We start from the raw sequence: 24,605 nt of genomic DNA, 5'->3' as shown, positions 1-24,605 counted from the left end.
CTAATAAAGAAATCCTTAGCCCTGCATGAACATGCTTGATTGTTGATTTGCTTTATTAATAGCTTGCTCCATTGCTGTGAATTGTTTCCAATATCGTGCTTCTATATCCTCTAGTTTTCTTTTCCAAGTGCTGATTCGACTTTCTGTATCTACCAAATTTTTCCCAATTGCATATTGAGCGTCGGTCATCGTAGAGCGGCCTGCTTTTTTTTCAATAGTAATTTCAAAAGTTTTCATCGATTCACGAAGTTTATCTAAATAACCGCGTGTATCGACTGTTTTTCCGTCTACGACATCCTCCTTTTTACCTTCACTATTTTTGAAGAGTTTTTCAACTGCATCAGGGTCTTCTTCTAATACTTTTCGTAATTTTGCTTCATCAATTTCTAAAGTACCGCCATCATTATAATTTTTTGATGTTGTAATCCCAATACTAAAGAGGGAATTATATTTTGAGTCAATACCAGGATTTGATTGGTATACTAAAGAACGCATACCTGCAAGCCCTTCACGAATAAGAGTGTCACCTCTTAATAAACCACTCTTCGCTTTTTCTTCCCAAAGCTTAATCTCACTTTCTGACATTTCTTCTCTTTGTTCACTAGTCAACGGCGTATAATCACGATATTTTGTTTCTTTCGTTTGATCATTTAAATCTTTGATAAAACCGTTATAAGTAGTGACAAATTCCTTAATTTTAGCCATGATGTCATCCACATCTGTTGTGGAAGTCATAGTGACCGCTTGTGCTTGTGGAGCAGCATTTACTTTATCCTCGTCAACTACTTTACCGCCACTACCATCATCCTTTAAAATACCTGCTGCAGTTGCATCTGCTGTTGCTGCTTTTTCGGTATTAGTGGCCTCTGTTAAACGAGTTTGAGCTGCTTTTTCTTCAGCAACTGCAGTTAAATACTCGGAGCGCTTAATATTTTGATCGGCTAAATCATAAAATTGACCTTTTTTTTCTGGTGATAAGCTATTCCAAATCTCTTTTTGTTTTTCTGTTAAATCCTCAACCTTTTTAGTACCTTCTTGCAACTCTTTAATTAACGCATCGCCTAACTGACTATACTTTTGTTTGAAATCGTCAGCCTGAGCTTTTTCTTGATAAGTTTTTAAAGTTGCTGAATCTGTTGCTATTAAATTAGTTAAATCATCTTTACTTAAAGATTTTAGCGCATCTTTTACTTCCTTTGTAAACTCCGGATTATCATCTATATCTTTATGAATTTTTTCAATTGAATCACTGCTGTTATATGAGAAACGTTTTAATGCATCAATGGCATTTTGATCAAAATCTTTTAATTTTACACCATATTTTTCGTATTCCGCTTGAGCTTTAAAGTCTGTAAGCTGATCTTTGTTTGAAAATAGAACATCTAACACATCATTAGATAAATCCTTTAATTTCGCTTTGCTTTCATCACTTAAAGAGCTTCCATCTAGATTATCTTTAATACCTTGTGCAGATGATTGGTTATTAATGTAATTTATTTCATCAGTTGATAAATTTCTCCACGCATTATTTCCAAGTTTGTTATATTGCACTTGTTGTGACAAAGATAAAGTATTTCCAAAAGCGTTTTTATATGCAGTTTCATGGTTAGCGGTATAACTATTAATATCACTAGCACCATAAGCATTTTGTTTTGTAATAAGATTTGCTTGTTTATTTGCTAAATTAGTAGTAGCATTTTTTAATTCTTCCACAGCAGCCTTATATTTATCTGCAATCGTTTGGAGGCCATTAAATGTATCTTTTAGCGTTACATTATAGCCTGAAATAGTAAATGTATTTGTTGTTCTTTCTGTAGCTATGCCATTCACAGTGAAAATAGCATTTTTTCCTTCTGTATTTTGAACTTTATTAGGATCAGCAAACCCTAACTTGTTGAAAATATCTAAACCACCTACAACTTTGATTTCATCATCACCTTTAACATCACCAGTGTTTTTGGCAGTAAAGGAGAATCGACCATTTTCAAATACAGCACTAATTCCTGCATTACTAGAATTCACTTTACTAATAAATTGATCAACTGTCATATCAGAAGTAATTTCAATCTTTGTTGCTTCACTTGCTAATTTGCCGTTAGTTTGGATGGCTTTAAATTCTATAGTTCCTGTTGATGCGAAATCGGATATTTTCGTAGTTCCTACAGCATTCACCTGGTCACCAACTTTACGAGCTGCTGTAGCTAATTGAGAAACACCCTCAATTGACAGTATTCCCGCAGCACTTCCTGTTGCAGTTGCAGATACTAAATTAGAATTGGAACTAGCTGCAGTTTTAGAAATGAGACTTTTTAGTACTAGATTATCTGATATATAAGTATCAAATGTTTTTAGTTTTGTATTAACGCCGCGGTATGCGTCACGTTGCCACTCGTACGTTTGTTTCTTTTGATATAACTTGTTTAACGGAGCTCTTTCCGCATTCATTAATTTTTTTACGAGTGCATCTATATCCATTCCTGAAGCTAAACCACCGATTCTATTTACCATTATATTTCCTCCTAAATATTCTTATATTTTTTCGTCAACGATCATCCCTAATAACTTTTGCATCTCATAATATGCGTCTAAAAGTTTTTTGGGAGGGATCTCTTTTACAACTTCTTCTGTTTGAGTATCAACAACTTGTACAAAATATCGATCTAAACCGTCATGTAACACAAATTTAGAAGCACTATGATTGATTTGCAAAAATTCATTCACAGTGTCTACTGCATGTTGCAGCTTCTCTTTAGATATTTCTTGTACGTCAGCAGTTGGTAGATTTTCTCCTTGTGATTGCGTTACTAATTGAGCTTTACTAGTAGTCGTCATCGTAGTTTCCTCTTTTACTGTTTTCTTCGCAACAGTAGACGACGCTGCAGTTCCTACATCTGTAGATTGTCCTTGAGCTGCAATACGCATAATATGTAACCTCCTAAACTTTTCTTATTCTTATATTTAATATCGGAAGTTTTTAGGAATGTTTCACCTTTTTACAGTAAACTAGTTTTGATAATGCCTTTCTCACAAAAACCCCTTATTCAGATGGTATTTACCTGAAAAAGGGGCTTCCTTAAATCTTTTTTATATTCAATTTTGGTAGCTCTACTTACTAATCATGACAAACATATGTCCCATAGTCGTATAGCCTAATTCCACCATACCTTCCTTTACATCTTGCAAATATGAAGGGGTATGTTCAATTACCTTCGCAAGCTGTTGGACACATTCAATAAACATTTCTTGTGTTAATCGTTGTTGTTTAGCGGCCATGCCAATTAAATGCAACTTAATTAGCGTAAAATTGACAACAAGCATCATATAACTTTCAAATAATGTTTGATAATCATATGGGAATAAGTTTTTAAATACATAATTCACAATATAATTTTCAAACATATATTCATGATTACTAATAAATGGTTCATATATATGGGTATAGGAGTCTCGATATTTCGTAATTGTGTTTTCTATATCCTGTACTTCTTTTTCATCATTCTCTTCCAATGCTAAGCCTTCTATTAACTGTTGGAGTACAGTTATATATTTTTCTGAAGCTATACCACTTGTAATTCGCAAACGAAGTAGAGCTCGTGCTAAATTAAGCTGAAAATTTAGATTCCCCTTAATTTCCTTTAATGAATCAATAAATTCTTTATTATTTAAACGATTTAAATAATCCTGCATTATGAGTGGCAACTGTTGACCCAACTCACTCGGCTTCAATTGTTCAATTTTTTGTATAAATAATCCTAAAACAATTAAACGTATTTCTATTGGCTGTTGTCTACTTTGAAGAAGTTGGATTGAAAAAACTCGCAAATCCCAAAAATAAGGATATTTTTCTAATATCAGCTCTTTATTCATTAGGCCTCGCGTATTTTTGGGCTCTTCTGCCTCAATAAAACCAATCCCTTCTTTACGCAATAGAATAACTCTTGCGGCTTCTGGGCAAGACAATGTTAAACTTTTTTCTGTTACATTACCAACTCGTGTAAGATGCCTTGGATAAATGGCACATGTATTACATAAAAATTCTTCTCCTAATTCTTTATGAATACTACATAACCCATCATCTAACATCATATGGCACTTTTTATTTTCGTCTAAGATAAACTTTGCATAATTAGCATCATCATGTTCTTTACGATTTCTTTTTACATATTTCAGTAATTTTTCTGCCATCTCTGGCTGACTCACTTTACGGTATGTTTGGTATGTTTTCTTTTCAACTGCAATATTCCATCCAGCACAACAGGTATCTTCACAAGCACTACCTATACAACTGAAATCTTGCATATATTCAGGAATTAAAACAGGTCTCATTTCTTACACCCTTTTTATAATTTAGTAATTAATATACACTTTCTTTTTTTAATCTGTATATATGCTTAATTTTCCTTTTTAAGCGATTTGTTGATAGTTTTAAAAAAATGGTGGGATATTTTATAATTGTTCTCGTTATCTTTAGCTACATTTAATATAAGTAATAATAACTCTCATATTTACAGAAATGATGTATATATACCATACTTCTGCTTCAAATCTGTTCTTTTAATATGCTTACTATATAGTTAATTTCTTCATCAGTTAAACTAGGATGTATAGGCAATGTTAATGCTTTTTTATACCATGCCTCGGCTACTGGGCAGAGTCCATGCTCATAACCAAGATTTTCATAATACGGATGCCAATAGACAGGTATATAATGCACATGAACCCCAATATTTGCGGCACGCATAGCATTAAATACTTGTTTCCTATTTGCTTCATCTAATTGAATCATATACAAATGCCAGCCAGATTCAGTATCTTCAAGTTGCTTCGGTAATGTAATTCCGGTCAAATTTCCCAAGGCTTCATTGTACTTTGCAGCAATTTCTTGTCTCCGCTTAATAAAATAATCAAGTTTCTTCATTTGTGAAACACCAAGGGCTGCCTGCAGATCTGTCATGCGGAAATTATAGCCTAATTCTGTCATTTCATAATACCAGCCACCTTGCTCTTCAGCATAAGCTGTTGGCTCAATTCCATGACTTCGGAATTTTAATAGTTTTTTATAATAACTTTCATTATTTGTAACAACGATGCCACCTTCTGCTGTTGTCACAGGCTTTACAGGGTGAAAACTAAACATTGTCATATCAGCCTGTGTTCCAATCTTTCGCCCTTTATAACTAGCGCCAAATGAATGAGCACCATCTTCAATAACGACGAGTTCATGCTTCCTTGCGATATCCATAATTACGTCTATATCAACAGGCTGGCCTGTAAAATCCACTGGAATAATTGCCTTTGTTTTTGATGTAATCTTAGAACGGATTTGTTCAGGATTAATATTATAAGTACATTCATCGATGTCCGCAAAAACAACTGTTCCACCAACATAGCGTACACAGTTTGCACTTGCAGCAAAGGTAATAGGAGACGTAATTACCTCATCCCCTTCAACAATTCCAGCGGCATAACAAGCACCATGTAAAGCTGCTGTTCCATTGCAAAATGCTACTGCATATTTTGAACCAACATAATCTGCCACAGCTTGCTCAAACTGTGCAATTTTCGGTCCTTGAGTTAAGTTTGGTGAACGCAATGTTTCAATAACTGCTTGAATATCATCCTCATCTATACTTTGACTGCCATATGTGATAAATCGAGGTGAATTAATCATAGTAATAACTCCCAACTTAACGGAGTTCCTTTTTTTACATCATGCTTAATCGATTTACCAATCACTAAATCATAGTACTTCGTTGGCAAACCAAGGCCTGGTCGAACGTTGCGAACATTTTGTTCTGTTAAAATATCTCCAGCTTTTAAATCTGAGCCTATGTATAAAGAACGCCGGAATTTTGCTGATTCCTTCTCCGCACTTGTTGGTCCATAACTCACATTCCCCAAACTTTGCCATGCACGCTTTGTTTCTTCCACTAACATTTTTAATTCATGTGGTTCCATTGAAAATTCAGAATCAACCCCTCCTTCAGCCCGAGAAGTTGTAAAATGCTTTTCAATTACCGTTGCGCCAAGTGCCACTGCAGTAACAGATACACCAACCCCCATTGTATGATCTGATAAACCTATTTCTGTACTAAACATTTCTTTCAAATGTGGTATAGTTACTAAGTTTGAATTAGCAGGTGTAGCAGGATATGTACTAGTACATTTCAGTAATATGATTTGATTATTACCTTCTTCGCGAGCAGCACGAACTGCTTCATCTAGTTCAGCAGCTGTCGCCATACCTGTGGAAATAATCATTGGTTTTCCTGTGCGTGCAACTTTTTTTATTAATGGGATATCTACATTTTCAAATGAGGCAATTTTATATGCTGGTACATTCAATGTTTCCAAGAAATCCACTGCTGTCTCATCAAATGGAGAACTAAAAGCAAGGAGACCCAGTTCTTGTGCTTTTGCAAAAATCTCCTTATGCCATTCCCAAGGTGTATGAGCCTCTTTATATAAGTTGTATAAAGAGTTACCTCTCCAAATATTTCCATCTTCTTGGATGAAAAACTCACCTGTATGAACGTCTAATGTAATTGTATCAGGTGTATATGTTTGTAATTTCAGAGCGTCAACACCTGCTTCTGCGGCTAGCTCTACTAAATGTAATGCTCTTTCCAACGATTGATTATGGTTACCCGACATTTCTGCAATAATAAATGGCTTAGTATGACGACCAATTTCTCTATTTCCTATTTTAATCATTTTATCAACTCCAATATTTTATAAACCCACTCATTTGGTTGCTCATTTTGAGTTAGAATAAGCCCTTTTTCACTTAAATCTTTAATCTGTAAATTTTTTAATAACTGTTTATAAGTTTCGGATGTCACGTCTTTATACCATCCTAGATTAATAACTATACCAAGTTCTGCAACATATTCTGTCCCTTCTTTCTGATTATTAGCTACAATAGTACTTGATGAAGGCAGTCCAACATAACAACGTTCCCATGTTGTACTTCCCCCCGCACCAATAGCAAAATCAGCCTGTTGCATTAACCTTGCCATATAGTTGATTTGACAGTGATAGTCATACCCTCGTTCTTCACAAATCTCCCGAATTTGTTCCTTAAAAACATTGCCATTTCCAACGACTACATCAACATGTTTAAACTGAAATTCCTCAAGTGCCTCCAAAATTTTCATCGTCTCATTCGTTGGATCCGAACCGCCCATAAAAATGAGTAAATTTTCAATTTGCTCATTCCTCTTACCCAATAGCCGTCTTGCATCAATAAACTCATCACGCATAATTAAATATTTTGGACCTAATAGCTTTACACATGAATCAGACACTAAATCGTCATATCGTAATTCAAAATTTGGCAATAAATTAGGGTCCAGAAGCAACTCGCAATCATGCTTACGGTTCGCTAAATCATCAATTACCACAATTTTTTTTGTAAATACACGTATTTTGCACTCCCACTCTTCATCAATCCCATAATGATCAATGATATATATGTCTGCATGCTCCGCTTCAAAAATATTTCTAAACCCTTCACTGATTACGTAATCAATTAGATTTCCAGGTAAATCTTGCATCCAAAAGATTACTTCACATCCATTTACACGCAAATTTTTTGCAACTGTCAAACAACGCATGACATGACCACTACCGATTTCTATAGATGCATCTGTACGAATAATGACTTTCATTAAGTCACCGGCTTTTGCTCGATATGAGCATTTAGTTTTGCAACTTCAGGATTATCTTTTAAAAATTGAATCACATCTGTACTTGAAATTAATGGGTTGTTGAAATGCTTTGCCACCTCATAAATCAGTTTATAGTCTTCGAATGTATCTAGTGTAATGCGTAGTTCTGGCGCAATACGATTTGCTGGCGCTTTATAAGTAACTGATTCAAATTCTTCAGCAAATTCATAGGCGTAATAAGTAACATGCTCACGATGTCGAGATTCTAGACCTACTTTATGAATATATAAAAGTGCTTTATATGAAATAAGTTCTACCGCTAATCCTCGAGGTAATTGACCGTCAATTAACACGATATCTTTACGTTCTTTTTGAATTAATTCTACAATTTCACTAGCCATTTCATAGTCAACAAATGGGCAATCTGATGTTACACGCATAACATAATCAGGTTTGTATTGGTTTGCACATTGAACATAGCGATCTAATACATCTTCCTCAGAACCTCTGAAATATGCAACTTGTTGGTGCTCACACCAGTTTGCAATTGCATCATCTTGTTTTAAAGTACTTGTCGCAACAATAACTTCATTAACACCTTTGATGGCACAACAGCGCGCGATATCGTACCTTAAAACATCTACATCTCCAAGCGGCCTTAAAATTTTCCCTGGCAAACGAGAGGAGCCCATTCTTGCTTGGATAATTACAATTGTTTTCATAGTTAAACTCTCCATTTATAAAATTATTACTTCCCTCGTAAACGATGTTAAGAAACTTTGTCCATCCCAAACACCATCAAAATTTAGCGCTTGCCCGATTGGGACAATTCGATCTATCCCTCGTGTAGAAATAGATTCTATTAATTCCTCTAACTCAGGTTGCTCAAAACCAAAGTATGCAATTGTTTGATCTTTATCAATTATAATTTGTTCTAAGTCTATTAAGTTTTCAACTTCATACTCAAAAAACACGCCACCACCACAATGCTTTTCACGTACATCTACAGGCACATCATTTAGCTTGATACGTGAAAAGTTCGTTATAGGTACTACTTTTTCTACATAATTTTCAGCGGCTAATTGTAAACTTGTCGAATATTTCAATACTTGCGTTGCTGCTAATAACTCATGTTGCTTTTTCTGGATTTTACGTTCAAATTCCGTCCAGAATGTTTCTATTTTCTCGCCTATCCAAACCACAAGTCTTGGTGATGAGCATGCCATTTGGTCAAACCAAAACACATCGTTATAAAATTTCTCAAGTAATGCATCTAGTGCCTCATTATCTAACAGCTTAACTTTTTCGGAATTTAATATGGCTAAAGAAAACCTGTCTGGAAATGCTAATTCATTTGCTATTGGCGCAAGCGGAATATTGCGAATAACTTTTATTGTTTCATCGCCTCCCCAAATAACACGTGTATGACATGCTAGACTAAGTACTTCCGTTGCATTCTGGTTATGTCCATATGTACAAATTAGGGTTTGCTCAGCTACAGATATAAAATTGGGTAATTCTTCTAAGATTATTTGTAATAACTCATTTATTTCTGTTTTACTTGAGATTCGAATGATGTTCCGATTCCCTGCAAGAAGTGAAAGCATCCATGAATAAACGAAAATAGTATCAACATTTGAAGGAGCAATATGAAAAGCAGTACCACGCCCACGAACTACTTTTCCCCTAGTAGCCCTTTCAAACTCTTCTTGCATTTGCTTAATATTAGATTTACGGAGCCAGTAACCTAGTGCTACAACTTCGGGCATAGAACGTATCCGCACAAAACGCTTCGACAATTTTTGAGTAAAAGCAATGGTTTCTTCAGCAAAAGGTTTATACAATTTTTTTCTATTCAAGTTACACAGTGCATCTTCAAAATTCACATTTTTTGGCCAAAATACTTTCACAAACGCACACCTCCTTGAAAAGTATCACTACAACCGCGTAATTCTGCCTTCGGGATACGTCCAGCTACACTAAAATACTTTCCTTTCCATCCACATGGACAATCATCAATACCATGAATAGTTCCTATATCTTCTGTCAATAAAGAATGACCCGGATAACTTTTCGGTAATTCACTCACTACTTGAATTAAACCTTGTTGTCCTACAGGTAAAACATCAAACGTAATCGGGTTACGAATAATCACATCAGCATAGCTAGGTGCATGTAAATGTCCTTCATTACACTCTACAAAAATTGAACCAACCTGTTCAACCATGCCATAATAGTTATGTACTTCTTGAATGCCTAATTGCTTACTAAGAAGATGATTAAAAGTTAAAGCATCAACCGCCTCATCCTTAAGCTTTTTCCATCCGCCTCCGTGAATAAGTACACTATCACCAAAATTAATACTTAAACCTTTATCTCTTATTTCTTTATAAACGTACTGCCATATCATAAATGTAAAACCAAACAGTAATATACGTTGTCCTTCGTATTCTTTTAAATACGCTTGTAAACCTTCAACATCTAATGTCATATCATCATTTAAAGCATAAAAGTGTTTGCGACCGAAATTAGAGAACCCTAAAATCCCCGCTCCACGTGCACTAAATGATTTTCGATCCTTTAGCACAGATTTCGTATCTAACAGAATCATTGGCAAACGTTTACTACCTAATATAGGTTTCATCACTTCTACAAGTGCTTTTGTCTGTGCAATCGATGTTTCTTTATCGAGGTAAATTTTAGATACTTGCTGTCCCGTTGTCCCACTTGACGTTAGTACTTTTACAACTTTCTCTTGAGAAACCGATTTTAAATTCATTAGCTTAAACAACTGTACAGGTAAAAATGGTACTTCTTCTAAAGAATTAGCCTCTAGTAATGCATTGCTTTTTTCTAGCATTGATTTATATTCATGACAATTTTCAGTGTGCCATCTAGTTAGTTCATTTAATTTAACTACTAGTTCAATTTCTTTCTCGGCCTGTACTAAATGATAAGGGACCGTCATAAACAGCTCTCCTTTAGCCTCATATAATCGGTTTTTCCACTTACAAAACGTGGAATTTCATCAATAACCTTGACTTTAAATGCCGTTTTGTGAAGCTTATATAAATGTTCAATTGCTTCTTTTACTTTTTCAACATAATCAGCTTGTTCAATAGCTACAATTAATTTATCGTCAGATCCAGTACAAGCTAAAGGTATTTGTAGTTCTTCTTCAAGTTTCTTTTCCACATCATCTAAATTAATACGCAAACCAAATAACTTAATAAAACGCTTAATTCGTCCTGTAATTGTAAAGTATCCATCTTCATCAATTATTGCTGTATCGCCAGTATATAGTACCCCATTAAGTTCATAGCCATTTGCTAAATCTGATAAATTCTCAGCGTACCCCATCATGACATTAGCCCCCTTATAAATTAACTCCTCAGTTTCTACATCTATAGAAAGTTTGCCACCTGGAATAGCAATACCAATTGTGCTAGACTTCTCTAATACTTTTTTATAAGGAATATATGAAATACGTGGTGCAGCTTCAGTTTGACCATACATTATGTAAAATCTCTTATTTTGTTCTTTTGCATATTCTGCAAAATGCTTTACAAGCTTTTCATTTAATCGTCCCCCAGCTTGTGTCATTGTCTTTAAATAAGGTAACTCCATCTTTGTAAAGCCGATACGCTGTAGCATTTGATATGTAAATGGAACACCAGCAATTGAAGTGGCTTTATGTTTTTTCACAAGTTCCCAAAATGACTTCTCCACCACGCTTTCATCAGTCAATAAAATTGAAGCACCTGCTAAAAGGTGACTATTCACAATCGACATGCCATATGAATAAGAAAGTGGCAGATTCATAACTGCTCGTTCATTTTGATTAATTTTTAAATACTCTATAATTGATTCAGCATTTACCCTAATATTGTCATAGGAAAGACGGACAAACTTTTGACTACCAGTTGTACCGGAAGTACTTAATAAAATTGCAAGGTCGGGATGAATATTGGTAACTATTTCTTTTGTTCTTATTAATTGATTTTCATTTATTTCATATCCTTCATGGCTCTTTAATCCAATAATCCATTTCGGCTGATATGTTTTTATAATGTTTGCTAGTAAATCATGATTAATTTCTTCATTAATCAGCATGACTGCATGCTTGCTATTCATAGCTGAAATATAAGTAGCTAAAATATCTATTGTATTTTGGCATAATATCAATATTAACTCTTTGCTTGTACTACGAAATTCAATTTTAGGAATTTCACTAAAAGCATATGTTTTTTCATTTGTAATAATCGCCACATTACTACTCTCTAAATTAAAAAATCTCATAAGTTCGCTCCTTCTTTATAGAAAAAGGTGTGATATCATCTACCACACCAATAAATAATTAAATATTATTTAATGCTTCCTTTATACTTTTAGCAACTTTATTAGCAGTTAATCCGTAATAGTCTAGCATTTCTTCATATATTCCTGCTCTACTATAATCACTAGGTAATCCTATCATTAAGTGAGGAGGCTTTTTAACCTCAATAGCTATTGCTTCGGAAATGGCGCTACCTAGCCCTCCAGCAATAACATGTTCTTCCATACTTACAAGAAGCTTTTTATCTTTAATAACCATTTTTATACCTTCAGTATCTAAGGGTCTGATAGTATGGACATTAATTACTTCAGCATTAATGCCTTCTAATTCTAATAATTCTGCAGCTTTTATTGCCTCACTTATAATGGAACCCGTAGCAAATATCGCGATATCTTCGCCATTTTTCACTGAGATAGTTTTTCCGATTTCAAAATTATAATCCTCTTTATAAATAATTGGAGATGGCGCTCCACTAGTCAATCGAAGATATACTGGATTAGGATAACTATCCAGAGCCTCTAATACTTTTACTAATTCAAAAGAATCTGCTGGAGAGATAATTGCTATGTTAGGGATAGCACGAATAACAGCTATGTCTTCAAAACTACAATGCATATTACCTATCATACCTAATACTACGCCACTAGATAACCCTACCATTCTTACTGGATGTTTCATTTCACCAATATCCATTCGAATTTGTTCTAAGCATCTTAGCGTATGAAATGGAGCATATGTTGTGGTATAAACATCAAAACCTTCACTGGCTAAACCAGCGGCTATTCCAATCATATTTTGTTCAGCAATTCCTACATCAATAAATTTATCAGAATATTGCTTCCTATAACGATCTAAGCCTGCTGGAATAGAAACATCTGCAGTTATCACCAATAAGTCTTCCTTTTTTTTGGCCTTCTCTAACATGACCATTCCAAATGTACCTCGTTGACCTAAACGTGCTAACATTTTATGATTATTTAATGTATTATTCATATTCCTTCACCTGCTCTTCTATCGCTTCGTTAAATAATTTATCCGTTAGGACAGCATGATGCCAATCAATATTGTGTTCCATAAAAGAAACACCTTTTCCTTTAATAGTATTAGCTATTATTACTCTAGGTTTATGAGAAATACTATCAAATACACTTATTAATGCCTCAATATCATGCCCATCTACAGAGGAGACAGCCCAGCCCATCTCTTCTAGTACTTTCTCCAAATGATTCATTGGTAAAATATCGTTAGTTTTACCACCTAACTGAATACCATTCCTGTCAATAATGACTGTTAAATTATCTAATTTAAAATGTGGAGCAGATAAAAATCCTTCCCAAATCGACCCTTCATTACTCTCACCATCACCTAATAATACATAAACGTGATTTGATAATTGCTTACGTTTTAATCCCATCGCAACACCGATAGCTAATGATAAGCCCATTCCTAAACTACCACTTGTAAATTCAATACCTTTTTTACGATTCATTACTGGATGACCTAAAAAGGCACTACCTGTATTCATAAAACTAGCTAAATCTTCCTCTGTAATAATTCCATTCTCATATAAAGCAGTATAGTATGCTAATACCCCATGTTCTTTACTTAAAATAAAACGGTCTCTATCTTCGGCTAAAGAATTTTTACTATTAATATTCATAGTGTGACCGTACAAAACAGCTAAAATCTCAATAATGGATAAGCCCGGGCCTACGTGAGCAGCATTATTCCCTGAAGCATTTGCTAATTTCAAAGCATTTATTCTCATATGACTAGCTTGTTTCTTTAATTTTTCTACTAAGCTTTCATTAATCATTAAAAAGTCCCCCATCTACTCGTAATATTTGTCCAGTAATATAGGATGACAAATCAGATGCCAAAAATAACACACTATTTGCAATTTCCTCAGGTCTAGCTAAACGTTTTAAAGCTAAATGACTTTGTAGTTGTGTCAAAAATTCTTTATTAGTGATTGCATTTGATACCATATCGGTTTCTGTAAAACCTGGAGCAATAGCATTTACCCTTATATTAACATTACCTAGTTCATTCGCTATTGTTTTAGTAAACGCGTTAAATGCAGCTTTACTTGCCGTATAGGAAATCATCCCTTTGTAACTATCATCGGCTGCAATAGATGTAATATTTACAATAGATGCCGCAGTACTTTTTCTCATTAATTTCGCAATGTATTGAGTCAATAAAAAAGGGCCATAAAAGTTCACTTTCATTTTTTCTTCAAGTATTTCCATTGTAGTCATTTGATAAATTGTATCTCCAGCTATCCCAGCATTATTAACTAATATATCAATAGTAGGGTACAGATTTCTTATTTCTTTTATGGCTAATTTAACTTCATCTTCCTTACTAATATCAAAATAGACAGGTGTTATTAGAACACCTGTCTCGTTTTGAAGATTAGTTAAGTAGCTTTCAAATTCTACAGTACTTTTTCGAGCACATGCAATAATATTAGCGCCCTGTTTAGCAAATACAGTTGTAATGGCTTTTCCAATTCCCCTATTACATCCTGTAATAACCGCTACTTTTCCGCTTAAAAGCATACTAACTACCTCCTACTTTATACTTCAACATCATATTTCTTTAAAATTTCTATACCAATCGTATATGAGCTAAACTCAATCACATCATCTGTTTCAAGCATAATATCAAATACATCTTCTAATTCGGCAATCATTGCCATATGCCCTACAGAATCCCACTCTTCTATTGAGTTATATACTAACGTTTCATTTAATTGATCCTCGGTAATATTAAAACACTCTTTAAAAACATTGTTATACTTGTTTAAATTATTCATTGCTACTTTTTCCTCTCAATTCGAATGGAGCCTTTAATTTATGATATTTTTGATAGTTGTTAATCCACGTATCTTTTAAGATTTCCAGAACTTCTACATCATAATATACGCCATCTTTTTTTATATGCTGAGTTAACGTACCTACTTTTCTAAATCCATAATGATAGTCCATTTTCAACATAGATTCATTTATAGAGAGAACTTCAATAACTAATTTGTTAAACTTCATTTCGAAGAAATAAAAATTTAGAAAATAAGGCAGGATACGGCTTGAAACAATAGAATATTCTACTTCACCTATATAAAATCCCGAACTGGCTTTCTCATTTATGTAGTCAATATTATTTAATGAGATTAATCCTATAGGATTATCCTTATAAACTATAACCCAATTTAATTGAGTAGTATCCTTGTTTATCTTTTTAAACCATTTTCTTTGCTTGTTTAAATCAGGCTCAATATCCGTATACATAAATTTAGTTACGTGTTCACTAGTGCGCCATTTCATTACTAAATCTAAATACTTTTCACTTAATAAAGTAAACTCCAAAAAGCGTTCGCCCCTAATCATTTTTTAGTAAAATCGTTTAAGTTTCCCTGGCAGTAAGACATTCAGGGACACTAATACAACGTTAAATTTATTTAATTATTACTACACTTCCGCTAATATCATTTAATGGCATATATCTAGCCCCTGTTTCACGACAATACTTTTTTACCGCCTCTTTTGCGCCAGTGAATCGTACACTATTATAATCATGAATTAAAATATATCCACCCTTTTTCATTCTTGGATAAAACGCTTTTAATCCCTCGTATATAGGTAAATATAAGTCTACGTCTATACTAACAAATACAAATTCATCTGTTACACCTTCAAATGTCTCTGGAAAGTAACCTTTTTTCACAATACATCGTTGATTATTATACAATTTATCTAAGACTAAATTGATATCATTATTGAAATATTCTCCTGAAGAAGCATTCGAGTAATTTAGTTGTACTTCAGCCAAGACATCCCTTTCATCGAATCCCTCAAATGTGTCAAATAAATAGAATTTTTCAGTTTCAAAATTTCTCGAAACATGCTTCGCAAATTCCCCCTTAAATACACCTAATTCCGCTATACTCCCCTGGATATTATTTTCTTTAATTTCATCTGCAATTCTTCTAAGATAGGCTAACCTAGCGTCAAAATTGATATCAATAGGATAGTATTCAATTATACTTGGTTCAATCCCTAGGTCATTAGTTAATTGATTATATATTTCCTCTCTTGCTAAACTAGCAATATAGATTTTATTATACTTAAACTCTTTTAATTGAGCTGGTTTCAAAACAAGCAGGTCTTTAATTTTCTTACCCCATTTATTAACATCATTATCAACAAAAGCTACAATAGTATTCGTTTCATTGTATTCATAGAAAGCTTTAATCCCAACTTCTCCAGCACCAAATATAATTACTTTATCCATTTAATCTAAGTCTCCCTCATTTACCAATTCTTCTAATTGCTCTATAGTGAGCCACTCCGTATTATTATCACTTGTATAGGCAAAACCATCAGGTAAGGCTTTCCCACCATTTATTTGTTCTTTAGCAAACCAAGCAAGCTCAGGTTGGATAACGTAATAATCATCAAACTCTAATGTATGACGAGCATCATCTTCCATAATCATGGCTTCATGTAATTTCTCACCAGGACGAATGCCGATAACTTCTATTTCACATTCAGGAGCAATCGCTTTAGCTAAATCTGTAACTTTCATACTTGGAATTTTCGGCACAAAAATTTCCCCACCGTACATTCGTTCCAAATTATCTAATACGAATTGTACCCCTTGATGGAGGGTAATCCAGAAACGCGTCATACGCTCATCTGTAATAGGTAATTTACCTGTATCTTTAATCTTTTTAAAGAAAGGTACTACGCTACCGCGACTTCCTACTACATTGCCATAGCGAACAACTGAAAATCTTGTTTTCTTTTCTCCTACATAAGCATTTGCAGCGACGAATAATTTATCAGAAGCTAATTTTGTCGCACCATATAAATTCACAGGACTGCACGCCTTATCTGTTGAAAGAGCAATTACTTTCTCTACCCCTCGGTCGATAGCTGCCTCAATAATATTTTGAGCTCCATGAATATTTGTTTTTACTGCTTCAAATGGATTATATTCACATGCATCAACATGCTTCATAGCAGCTGCATGAATGACAATATCAACACCATCAAAGGCACGATATAAACGGTCTTTATCCCGCACATCACCAATAAAAAATCGGATGCGTTCATCTTGGAACTCTTGTTTCATCTCATATTGTTTGAGTTCATCGCGACTGAAAACGATGATTTTTTTTACACCTAATGTAAGTGCTTTTCCGATAAATTTTTTACCAAAAGAGCCTGTACCACCTGTTACTAATACCACTTTATCTTTTAAAACACTCATTGTATTTCTCCTTATTATGTATCATATAAATATTATATCGGATAATTTTAACTTATTTCTACTTTTGTAAACTAAATATACTATTTAATGCGATATCCATTTTTTATTTATATATATTTCACTTTTATACTATTTACTCTCACATTTCCTTTTTAGCAAAATAGACAAAAAAACACTCTTTGAATTAGAATATACATTCAAAAAGTGTTCTTATTTTTCTATCTCCTAAATGATATTAATTTCAAGCTACTATTTGTGCAAAATAAGGCAACATTTCATATTCAAAAATATCAGCTACAAGGACAAAATCTTGTTTTTCTAAACCTTCATTTATAAGGTTTAAATACCCTTCTAATTGTTGTTTGTTTAAATTTGTATTGACCCCTTGATCAGATAGTATTTCTTCCATTTGTTTTATCCAAGTAATTCCCTCTGAAAAATTCAATATTTCATTTAAAGCTGCCGGAATATTGTCAGCTCTTAAATTATCAGCAATATATTGCAATCCTGCAGGTATTTTAGCCACATATTTATAATATTCATCCACAATCTCTAATTTATCCATTTTAACAGCCCCCAAATTCGTCTAATGCTACTCTTGTATATTTTAATGATTTTTCAGTTGCCTCTAAAATATTTTCATAAAGGTACATATTTTGTTTATGAATTTGTTTAAATTTTTCTTTTGTTTCTAACTGTTTATTATCTATAGTCATTCTCATCACATCCATAGTAATTGGGTCAATGATTCTTTCCATAATTACAAGTGGATAATACTCTTTCAATTTAGAATCAATTTTATCTAGTTTTTTTAATGTACTAGCCGAAAATACAGTACTATTTCTTTCTTCTTTCAGTAGATAAATCGCTTCTACTAGTAATTTTTTTATTTTTAAATAGACCTCTATTTCCTTACTCATAAATTCATTATAAATTGCATCGTGATTATTTTTTTCTTTTTGAACTTTTACCTTCGTTACGTTTTTTGTATGATCAATATAAGTCTCACAAAATGCTTCAAAATCTAATTGTGACATACCATTAATCTTTACACCGCCTTCTGTACAATTATATATTGTATGCTGATTGTGCAACATTATATTTAATCTCTCTATACTTTTTCTCATACTATTAAATTGGTGATTCGTTTTTACAGGTTCCCCGTAGTATCCTTCTACTTCAAAAGCCATGTCTTTCTTGAAAAATTCATCAGTTAACTCACTATAATGATTATTATTTTCTGCATGAGATTTATTGTTCGTATAGGCTAAATCTTGTCCAATAATTGCGATTGGTCCTGTACTAATTTTACTTGCTATTTCTAATGCAGTTATAGCAACTGTACCACCAGTTGATAGCATTGGTAAATCCTTACCTAGCCCTTCTTTAATACGTTTTTGTATACTATCTTCCCCATAGAAACAAAAACTATAGCGGCTTCCTTTAAAATCTCGTTCTATTTTCCAGGCATTCCCTAAACCATAAATCAAATCGAAATCATTATTTTTAATGTTTTTAAAGTGAAAATAATTACTTTCTCCTCCATCCATTGTTACTACATAGTCAGGAGTAATTTTCGCTGCCAATAAAGAGTTTATTGTAGATCCTGCACTAATTATTAAACATTTATTTCTTATTTTTTTTAACAATGGTAACTGTTTTGTTAATGAAGGACCTCCCGAAGCTAAAATTACTGGGCAATCATATTTATTGAAAAGTTCTTTTAAACTTTGATCTTTATGAACATAATATAAATTCATAATGTAATTTTCCTGCCATAAATCACCAAAAAATCTTATTGTATTTTCATTCACAATATCTTCTATTTGAATATGACGAATAAAGTCTAGAAATTCTTTATATTCCTTGTCAAAAATTTTGTCATAATTAGGTGAGAGCAGTATATTGACTTTACGATCAAAATCAGCTATATAGTCTTCTGAACGTGTATAAAAGTCTTGTAAATCAGAAAAAACGCCTTCAATTTTATCTTTACCCTCAATATTTAAACTACTAAATAAAGGGTCATACACTAAAATATCAGTGTTTCCATACTTTTTTGCAATAGCATTAGCTATGTACCCTAGTCCATACCCAAACAGTATATTTAAATATCCTTCTTTATAGTTTTTATCTATGTATTTATCCGCTTCTGCTTCTGGATTGTAATTACTATGTAAAAAATACCCATTTATTTTTGCGTTTGGCTTCCCATTCTTTGTTTGTAAATAAATTATATCTAAATCTTCCATAAAGTCGTCTCCTTGGTTAACCCTTGGTGTGGCTCTCTTTTTTAAAAAAGGGTTATTAAATCATATTCGTTTTACAGAAAAGTGTCTTACTTCTTTGATTATATCGGTATAAAAAAAGATTTTTAAATTTTTTATTAAAAAAAGCTTGAACGAAATTTCGTTCAAGCTTTTAATATTTAATGCTAAAAGTTAATCAATTATTGTAATAATTGAAGTACACCTTGTGGTTGTTGGTTAGCTTGAGCTAACATAGATTGAGCAGCTTGCATTAAGATGTTGTTCTTAGTGAAGCCCATCATTTCTTTAGCCATGTCTGTATCACGGATACGTGATTCAGCAGCTGTTAAGTTTTCAGATGTAGCACCTAAGTTGTTGATTGTGTGCTCTAAACGGTTTTGAACTGCCCCTAAATCAGAACGTTGAGAAGAAACTAATTCTAAAGCTTCGTTGAAGTTTTTAATTGCTTTGTCAGCAGCTGTTTGAGAATCAATTTTACCAGTGATTTTTAAACCAGCTGTACCCATTGTTCCGATTTTTAATGTAATAGCTTGTCCATCATTAGCACCGATGTGGAATTTTTTACCAGAGAATGTACCATCTAATAATTTTTGAGTATTGAACTCAGTGTTTTTAGCGATACGGTCGATTTCTGATTTTAATGCTGTAACTTCTTTGTTAAGTGCTGTACGGTCTGCAGTTACGTTTGTATCGTTTGCAGATTGTACTGCTAATTCACGCATACGTTGTAGGATTGCGTGAGTTTCGTTAAGAGCACCCTCAGCAGTTTGGATTAAAGAGATTGAGTCTTGAGCGTTTTTAGTAGCCATATCAAGACCACGGATTTGTCCGCGCATTTTTTCAGAGATTGCTAAACCAGCAGCGTCATCGCCAGCACGGTTTACTTTGTAACCAGAAGATAATTTCTCAAGGTTTTTAGAAGCTTGAGTGTTGTTGAAAGTAAGGTTACGGTGTGTGTTTAAAGCTGAAATGTTGTGTTGAATTCTCATTTGGAATTCCTCCTTGAATGTTTGTTTTGTTATTCCACATCCGTGTGGAATTTAGGAATAGGTAGTATGTATATACTTCCTGCCCCTTACAAACTATATATCGTAATTAGTTGGAAATGTTTAATAGTTTTTTAGAAAATTTTTTTATTTTTTATGTAATAGTTTTAAACAACCTATATCTCTTATTTTTTCTTCAATTGCTCTAAAAAGTTTGTTGTTGAAGAAAGAGCTTCTTTATTTTGAGCTTGTATTGCTTCAAAAACTTCCGAACGATGTACTTTTACCGTTTTTGGGGCAACAATACCTAGCTTAATTTGCTCGCCTTCTACAGCTAAAATCTTTATTTCAATTTGATCACCAATCATGATTGACTCATCTTTTTTTCGCGAAAGGACTAGCATTATTTTGCACTTCCTTCCAATGACTGCATTGGGTAACGTAATGGATAGGATTTACTATCCTGAAGGACAATTTGTTTACCGCATTTTTTTTTCATATTAATGATTAAAGGTGCAAGTAAATTAATAGTTGAATCTTGGAATGTATCCTTCATTGTTACTATAGAGTATGTTAACACATCCTCTTCCTTCTCTAGGTGTAGCTGCTCAAGATCCTCTTCACTTATATCAAAGCTATAATCTTTTTTGAAAGCAAAAGGGTATGCAACGACAAAACCAATTTCAGACCGCTCAACTGATTGTAATATTGCTAACGGTAGGTCTGCATCAATTGGTAGCAATATAAATTTCCTCTCCTCCTCTAATCCTAGTAAGCCATGTTCAAATGTTAGGATATCCTGTTCAATAATTTCAACTTCTCCTAAAAATTTAGTAGCAATTTTCATTTATAAACTCTCCTTTAAATGATGACATCTATGTCAACATCTGGTCTTTGTATCATTGTACCAGTTACTTTTCCTGGTGTGTATTCATGTATAGGTTTGTTCACTTTGGCGTCAATTACTGGTTCTCTTCGTTGAATATTGATATCCGTTGTACCTGGAGTGAAATTAATTTTGACGGATCCTACGGAAGGTACAAATTTGACATTAAATTGTACACGATGTGGACCGTGGTTTTGCTGAGCGATATTTTGAATTACTGCACGCCCTTGATCTTTCCCTGAATTCTCCATAATTTGTCGTCCTTCTCTTGCTCTTCGTGCCATTCCTTTTAGCGCCTCTTGTTTCCCTTTTTCAGCGTAATTTGCACTTGATTCTATGGGACCGATCATTCCTATGTCTCTTCTTGCCTGTGAGGAGTCAATCTTTAAAACACTTCTCGTTGTATTTATATCTAAAATAGCGGCTGGCTGTTCAATATGCTGTGTCGCTTTTGGTTGTTCAATATACTGCTGAGGTTTACCAATATGAAGATCAATTTTGGCATCGATTGTACGAATTTGTATTTGTGGTAGCCTCACAATACTAGCTCTCCTTTCAAGAAAAGCGTTTGAACAAGGTGTCCAAACGCCTAAATGATATTAACGGATAAAATCCACTAATGTTTGCTGAATTATTTTAGAACCTACTGAAAGTGCAGCCTGATGAATAGATTCATGTGTCACCATTTCAGTAATCGCCTTTGCATAGTCAACAGACTCATTATCTCTCAATTGCTTTGTTACGTTAACCTCACGTACACCCAAACGATTTTCCATCATTTCTACACGATTTTGTCGTGCCCCGATGTCTGCCTGTGCTTCTAAAACTTTATTATGCATAGCTGTAATATCATCATTTGTAGTCGATGAGGATACGCCACCTAGCATGCTAGCAATTTCTTCACCTGTTTTGGTTGGATCGCCTAATAAATCCGAAATTTTACCCATCATACCATCTATATTACTAAATAGATCTTTCCCTGGGGTATTCACAGAAAGCTGGATACCATCATATATTTCTACTTTTACACTCTCTTGATTAGTATTTGGGTTTATGGCACCTCCTATAAACAAAGGCTCGTTAGTTCTAGTTCCGCTAAATATGTAACTACCACCTATATTCGTATTCCCTACATCCTGTAATTGTTGGCGAATTTGGTCAATTTCTTTTTTTATTTTGTCGCGATCCTCTGATGTATTTGAATCAGTGGCTGCTTGAATAACTAATTCGCGAACTCGCTTCATTTGCTCGCCAACCTGATTTAGAGATTCATCTGTCGAATCCAACCAGCTACTTGCCGTAATCGTGTTTCGAGTGTATTGCTCTACTTTAGCCAAATCTCGACGATAGCCCATACCCTTTACTGCAATAACAGGATCATCAGATGGACGAGTGATTTTTGAACCCGAATTGATTTGATCTTGAAGCTTAGACATTTTACCATAGCTGTTATTTAAATTGCGTAGCATGTTACTTGATAGCATAGATTGTGTTACACGCATCTTGTAAAAAACCTCCTTCTTGTCAGTTGGAGAAAGTTGTCTCCATTAATTACATTACTCTTGATTTTTTTCTATGTTATAATCCAACTCGGCCCATGCCGTTAATAATTTTATCCAATGTTTCATCGACAACCGTAATCATACGGGCATTTGCATTATACGCCTGTTGGAAAGTAATCATATTTGTCATTTCTTCATCTAACGAAACTGCACTTACAGAATCACGGCTTTTAGAAACCATAAGAAGCTGGGATTCAGAAGATGCCGCTAAACGTAATGCTTCTTCACCATCTACACCAACTTTACCGACAATCGCTTGATAGAATGACTGTAAGCTTGCGTTATCTATATCTGCATATAATTTATGCTGCATATTGGCAAGTTCATAAGCATTTTTACCATTTCCTTCTTCTGTCGGGTTAGTCGATGCTGCTAAAAGATTAGGATTTTTTAAGATATCCTCATTAACCTTAATTCCACCTGCACCTGTTCCTTCAAAGAAAACGCCACCTGGTTTCGAAGCATTGATGATGTTTCCATTCGCATCTTTTTCTTCAAGAGTATAACCTTTTGCATGCTGCGCATTGAATTCTTTAATAAATGCATTAGCCAGCTGATCTAATTTTTGTAAAGTTTCCGAGTAGTATCCTTTAATATCGCCGCCTGCACTTTGATACCCAAACGAATTAATGAGTGAAAGTAATTTCCCTTTTGATGCTTCAAAGTCTTGCTGTTTAATGGCCGTTTGTGTACTAGTGACAGCACCTGCTTCATGCACATCTAGTGATTCCAATCCTGTTAATTGTAATTCAGAGAAAGAGTTTGTAATATCGTCGCCTGTCACCTTCGTGCCATTCGTACCCATTGCTGTAAATTGAGCAAAATCTTTACCGTTTACTAGATCTCTGACAACACCGTCTGCACCTTTAATTGTAATTTTTAAGCTACCCTCTGCAACCTCTGAAGCTAATCCCCCAGAAGGAATACGTTCAATTGATACGGGGATATACTCATTTAATTTATCGACTAAAGTATCACGAACATCATATAAATCATTTGGTACATGTCCACTAGGTTCAACCTCTTGAATTTGTTTATTAACAGCAGCAATCTGTTTTAGGATGGTATTAATTTGAGTTGTTGAAACATTAAGCTCATTTCCAAGATTACCTTGGATTAGTTTTAACTGCTTATCTAAGTAGTTGAAAGAATCTGCTAAGTGCTCTGCACGACTAATTGCCACTTTTCGAGATGCTGCATCTGCTGGTTTTGTCCCAACATCTTCAAGGCCCTTCCAGAGCTGTTCGAAAGCTTTATCTAAGCCGAATTCTGAAGGTTCATTCATTACATCTTCCATTTGAGCAATGGCATTTGTTCTAGATTCCCAGTACCCTAATTTATTCGTCTCCTGACGATATTGGCGGTCAATAAATTCACTGCGAATACGTTGGATAGACCCCGCTTCCACCCCAGTACCAAGATGTCCTGGATAGGTTGGTTGGTTTAATCCAGCGGTTGGAAAACCAGGTGTTGCCTGCATATTTACTCGTTGGCGTGAGTAACCTAATGTGTTGGCGTTGGAAATATTATGTCCTGTTGTGTATAAAGCTGTTTGTTGTACGAAGAGGCCGCGTTTACTTGCTTCTAGACCCATAAATGTTGAGCGCATGTTTCTTCC

General features: G+C 34.1%; 25 protein-coding genes. All 25 read right to left on the bottom strand.

Annotation, left to right across the window (positions count from 1 at the left end; all coding sequences use genetic code 11):
* Positions 1-15 precede the first annotated feature (15 nt).
* The gene (gene fliD, locus ACE1MS_RS03095) at positions 16-2,508 is read right to left on the bottom strand and encodes a flagellar filament capping protein FliD (RefSeq protein ID WP_325881115.1); all 2,493 of its coding nucleotides are present in this window, start codon (positions 2,506-2,508) and stop codon (positions 16-18) included.
* Positions 2,509-2,529: 21 nt separating this feature from the next.
* Positions 2,530-2,922 (bottom strand): flagellar protein FlaG, encoded by a 393-nt coding sequence (gene flaG / locus ACE1MS_RS03090; protein ID WP_036167187.1) that lies wholly within the window; start codon positions 2,920-2,922, stop codon positions 2,530-2,532.
* A 183-nt stretch (positions 2,923-3,105) separates the two neighbouring features.
* Positions 3,106-4,326: a flagellin lysine-N-methylase gene (gene fliB, locus ACE1MS_RS03085; RefSeq protein ID WP_036167184.1), complete on the bottom strand. Its 1,221-nt coding sequence runs from the start codon at positions 4,324-4,326 to the stop codon at positions 3,106-3,108.
* A 214-nt stretch (positions 4,327-4,540) separates the two neighbouring features.
* A complete protein-coding gene (gene pseC / locus ACE1MS_RS03080; protein ID WP_036167178.1) occupies positions 4,541-5,671 on the bottom strand; it encodes a UDP-4-amino-4,6-dideoxy-N-acetyl-beta-L-altrosamine transaminase in 1,131 nt (376 codons plus the stop codon).
* The gene (gene pseI, locus ACE1MS_RS03075; protein WP_036167175.1) at positions 5,668-6,714 is read right to left on the bottom strand and encodes a pseudaminic acid synthase; all 1,047 of its coding nucleotides are present in this window, start codon (positions 6,712-6,714) and stop codon (positions 5,668-5,670) included. Before pseI ends, pseC begins: the two co-directional genes overlap by 4 nt.
* Positions 6,711-7,670, bottom strand: a complete 960-nt coding sequence (gene pseG, locus ACE1MS_RS03070) for a UDP-2,4-diacetamido-2,4,6-trideoxy-beta-L-altropyranose hydrolase (protein WP_036167172.1) — start codon at positions 7,668-7,670, stop codon at positions 6,711-6,713. The genes pseI and pseG overlap by 4 nt, the downstream gene beginning before the upstream one ends.
* Positions 7,670-8,392, bottom strand: a complete 723-nt coding sequence (locus ACE1MS_RS03065) for a cytidylyltransferase domain-containing protein (protein ID WP_447402698.1) — start codon at positions 8,390-8,392, stop codon at positions 7,670-7,672. Before ACE1MS_RS03065 ends, pseG begins: the two co-directional genes overlap by 1 nt.
* Positions 8,393-8,407: 15 nt before the next feature.
* Complete coding sequence (locus ACE1MS_RS03060) at positions 8,408-9,580, bottom strand: acyl-CoA reductase (protein ID WP_036167166.1); 1,173 nt, start codon at positions 9,578-9,580, stop codon at positions 8,408-8,410.
* Positions 9,577-10,638: a LuxE/PaaK family acyltransferase gene (locus ACE1MS_RS03055; protein ID WP_447402697.1), complete on the bottom strand. Its 1,062-nt coding sequence runs from the start codon at positions 10,636-10,638 to the stop codon at positions 9,577-9,579. The genes ACE1MS_RS03060 and ACE1MS_RS03055 overlap by 4 nt, the downstream gene beginning before the upstream one ends.
* Complete coding sequence (locus ACE1MS_RS03050; RefSeq protein ID WP_036167160.1) at positions 10,635-11,969, bottom strand: AMP-binding protein; 1,335 nt, start codon at positions 11,967-11,969, stop codon at positions 10,635-10,637. The genes ACE1MS_RS03055 and ACE1MS_RS03050 overlap by 4 nt, the downstream gene beginning before the upstream one ends.
* 58 nt (positions 11,970-12,027) lie before the next feature.
* Complete coding sequence (locus tag ACE1MS_RS03045) at positions 12,028-12,999, bottom strand: transketolase family protein (protein ID WP_036167157.1); 972 nt, start codon at positions 12,997-12,999, stop codon at positions 12,028-12,030.
* The gene (locus tag ACE1MS_RS03040) at positions 12,992-13,822 is read right to left on the bottom strand and encodes a transketolase (protein ID WP_447402696.1); all 831 of its coding nucleotides are present in this window, start codon (positions 13,820-13,822) and stop codon (positions 12,992-12,994) included. The genes ACE1MS_RS03045 and ACE1MS_RS03040 overlap by 8 nt, the downstream gene beginning before the upstream one ends.
* The gene (locus ACE1MS_RS03035) at positions 13,815-14,570 is read right to left on the bottom strand and encodes an SDR family NAD(P)-dependent oxidoreductase (RefSeq protein WP_036167152.1); all 756 of its coding nucleotides are present in this window, start codon (positions 14,568-14,570) and stop codon (positions 13,815-13,817) included. The genes ACE1MS_RS03040 and ACE1MS_RS03035 overlap by 8 nt, the downstream gene beginning before the upstream one ends.
* Positions 14,571-14,587: 17 nt before the next feature.
* Positions 14,588-14,827, bottom strand: coding sequence for a hypothetical protein (locus tag ACE1MS_RS03030; RefSeq protein ID WP_036167149.1), 240 nt, complete (start codon positions 14,825-14,827; stop codon positions 14,588-14,590).
* Positions 14,820-15,377: a UDP-4-amino-4,6-dideoxy-N-acetyl-beta-L-altrosamine N-acetyltransferase gene (pseH, locus tag ACE1MS_RS03025; protein WP_051891082.1), complete on the bottom strand. Its 558-nt coding sequence runs from the start codon at positions 15,375-15,377 to the stop codon at positions 14,820-14,822. The genes ACE1MS_RS03030 and pseH overlap by 8 nt, the downstream gene beginning before the upstream one ends.
* 88 nt (positions 15,378-15,465) lie before the next feature.
* Positions 15,466-16,302, bottom strand: coding sequence for a TylF/MycF/NovP-related O-methyltransferase (locus ACE1MS_RS03020; protein WP_036167146.1), 837 nt, complete (start codon positions 16,300-16,302; stop codon positions 15,466-15,468).
* Positions 16,303-17,283: a UDP-N-acetylglucosamine 4,6-dehydratase (inverting) gene (gene pseB, locus ACE1MS_RS03015; RefSeq protein WP_036167143.1), complete on the bottom strand. Its 981-nt coding sequence runs from the start codon at positions 17,281-17,283 to the stop codon at positions 16,303-16,305.
* A gap of 241 nt (positions 17,284-17,524) precedes the next feature.
* Positions 17,525-17,848, bottom strand: coding sequence for a hypothetical protein (locus tag ACE1MS_RS03010; protein ID WP_036167139.1), 324 nt, complete (start codon positions 17,846-17,848; stop codon positions 17,525-17,527).
* Position 17,849: 1 nt separating this feature from the next.
* Positions 17,850-19,535 carry a motility associated factor glycosyltransferase family protein gene (locus tag ACE1MS_RS03005; RefSeq protein WP_447402695.1) on the bottom strand — a complete coding sequence of 562 codons (1,686 nt, stop codon included), beginning with the start codon at positions 19,533-19,535 and terminating at the stop codon, positions 17,850-17,852.
* Positions 19,536-19,732: 197 nt separating this feature from the next.
* Positions 19,733-20,542, bottom strand: coding sequence for a flagellin N-terminal helical domain-containing protein (locus ACE1MS_RS03000; protein ID WP_207974113.1), 810 nt, complete (start codon positions 20,540-20,542; stop codon positions 19,733-19,735).
* Between the two features lie 182 nt (positions 20,543-20,724).
* Entirely contained in the window at positions 20,725-20,943 is a 219-nt protein-coding gene (csrA, locus tag ACE1MS_RS02995) for a carbon storage regulator CsrA (protein WP_008178850.1), read from the bottom strand.
* Positions 20,943-21,386, bottom strand: coding sequence for a flagellar assembly protein FliW (gene fliW, locus ACE1MS_RS02990; RefSeq protein ID WP_426388366.1), 444 nt, complete (start codon positions 21,384-21,386; stop codon positions 20,943-20,945). Before fliW ends, csrA begins: the two co-directional genes overlap by 1 nt.
* Positions 21,387-21,400: 14 nt before the next feature.
* Complete coding sequence (locus tag ACE1MS_RS02985; protein ID WP_447402694.1) at positions 21,401-21,964, bottom strand: DUF6470 family protein; 564 nt, start codon at positions 21,962-21,964, stop codon at positions 21,401-21,403.
* Between the two features lie 60 nt (positions 21,965-22,024).
* Positions 22,025-22,927 carry a flagellar hook-associated protein FlgL gene (gene flgL / locus ACE1MS_RS02980; RefSeq protein WP_447402693.1) on the bottom strand — a complete coding sequence of 301 codons (903 nt, stop codon included), beginning with the start codon at positions 22,925-22,927 and terminating at the stop codon, positions 22,025-22,027.
* Positions 22,928-23,003: 76 nt separating this feature from the next.
* Positions 23,004-24,596, bottom strand: a complete 1,593-nt coding sequence (flgK, locus tag ACE1MS_RS02975; RefSeq protein WP_447402692.1) for a flagellar hook-associated protein FlgK — start codon at positions 24,594-24,596, stop codon at positions 23,004-23,006.
* Positions 24,597-24,605 lie beyond the last annotated feature (9 nt).

The organism is Lysinibacillus sp. fkY74-1 (assembly GCF_053165895.1).
Note: the sequence above shows the minus strand (reverse complement) of the source record. Positions and strands in the feature narration are given on the sequence as shown.